Below are 1,132 nucleotides of genomic sequence, written 5' to 3' on the forward strand. Positions count from 1 at the left end.
CCACGCTTTCGCATCTGAGTGTCAGTATCTGTCCAGGGGGCCGCCTTCGCCACTGGTATTCCTTCAGATCTCTACGCATTTCACCGCTACACCTGAAATTCTACCCCCCTCTACAGTACTCTAGTTCACCAGTTTCAAATGCAGTTCCGAGGTTGAGCCCCGGGCTTTCACATCTGACTTAATGAACCACCTGCATGCGCTTTACGCCCAGTAATTCCGATTAACGCTCGCACCCTCCGTATTACCGCGGCTGCTGGCACGGAGTTAGCCGGTGCTTCTTCTGTTGTTAACGTCAAGAGATGCCGCTATTAACGACACCCCCTTCCTCACAACTGAAAGTACTTTACAACCCGAAGGCCTTCTTCATACACGCGGCATGGCTGCATCAGGCTTTCGCCCATTGTGCAATATTCCCCACTGCTGCCTCCCGTAGGAGTCTGGACCGTGTCTCAGTTCCAGTGTGGCTGATCATCCTCTCAGACCAGCTAGGGATCGTCGCCTTGGTGAGCCATTACCTCACCAACTAGCTAATCCCACCTAGGCATATCTTGACGCGAGAGGCCCGAAGGTCCCCCTCTTTGGCCCGTAGGCATTATGCGGTATTAGCCACCGTTTCCAATGGTTATCCCCCACATCAAGGCAATTTCCTAGGCATTACTCACCCGTCCGCCGCTCGACGCCGTTATCGTTCCCCGAAGGTTCAGATAACTCGTTTCCGCTCGACTTGCATGTGTTAGGCCTGCCGCCAGCGTTCAATCTGAGCCATGATCAAACTCTTCAATTTAAGATTTTGGTGACTCAATGAATACTGACTTCAAAACTACAAAAAGTAATTCTAAAGCTATTACCATTCCAACAGAATGATAATGAATTGACTGTGCCGATAATAAATTATCGATTGGTCACTCAGTTCATTGAAATCAATGTGATTCCTAAGAATCAATTTTGATATTCATCAACGAGTGCCCACACAGATTGATAGGTTTAAATTGTTAAAGAGCTTAACTTCTTAAGCGCCCCTTTTTAGCAAGGAACCTCTCGAAGTGGACGACTATTCTAGCGAATTAACATTCGGTGTCAAACACTTTTTGAAAATTAATTTTTTGTCGCTTTCCGTTTTACTGATTATTGC

General features: G+C 47.3%; 1 rRNA gene. It reads right to left on the reverse strand.

Annotated elements, in window-relative coordinates:
- Nucleotides 1-784: ribosomal RNA gene (locus A3712_RS21390) — 16S ribosomal RNA — on the reverse strand; the annotation flags it as partial.
- Nucleotides 785-1,132 lie beyond the last annotated feature (348 nt).

It is taken from the genome of Vibrio sp. HI00D65, assembly GCF_001635455.1.
In the GTDB taxonomy this organism is placed as follows: Bacteria; Pseudomonadota; Gammaproteobacteria; order Enterobacterales; family Vibrionaceae; genus Vibrio.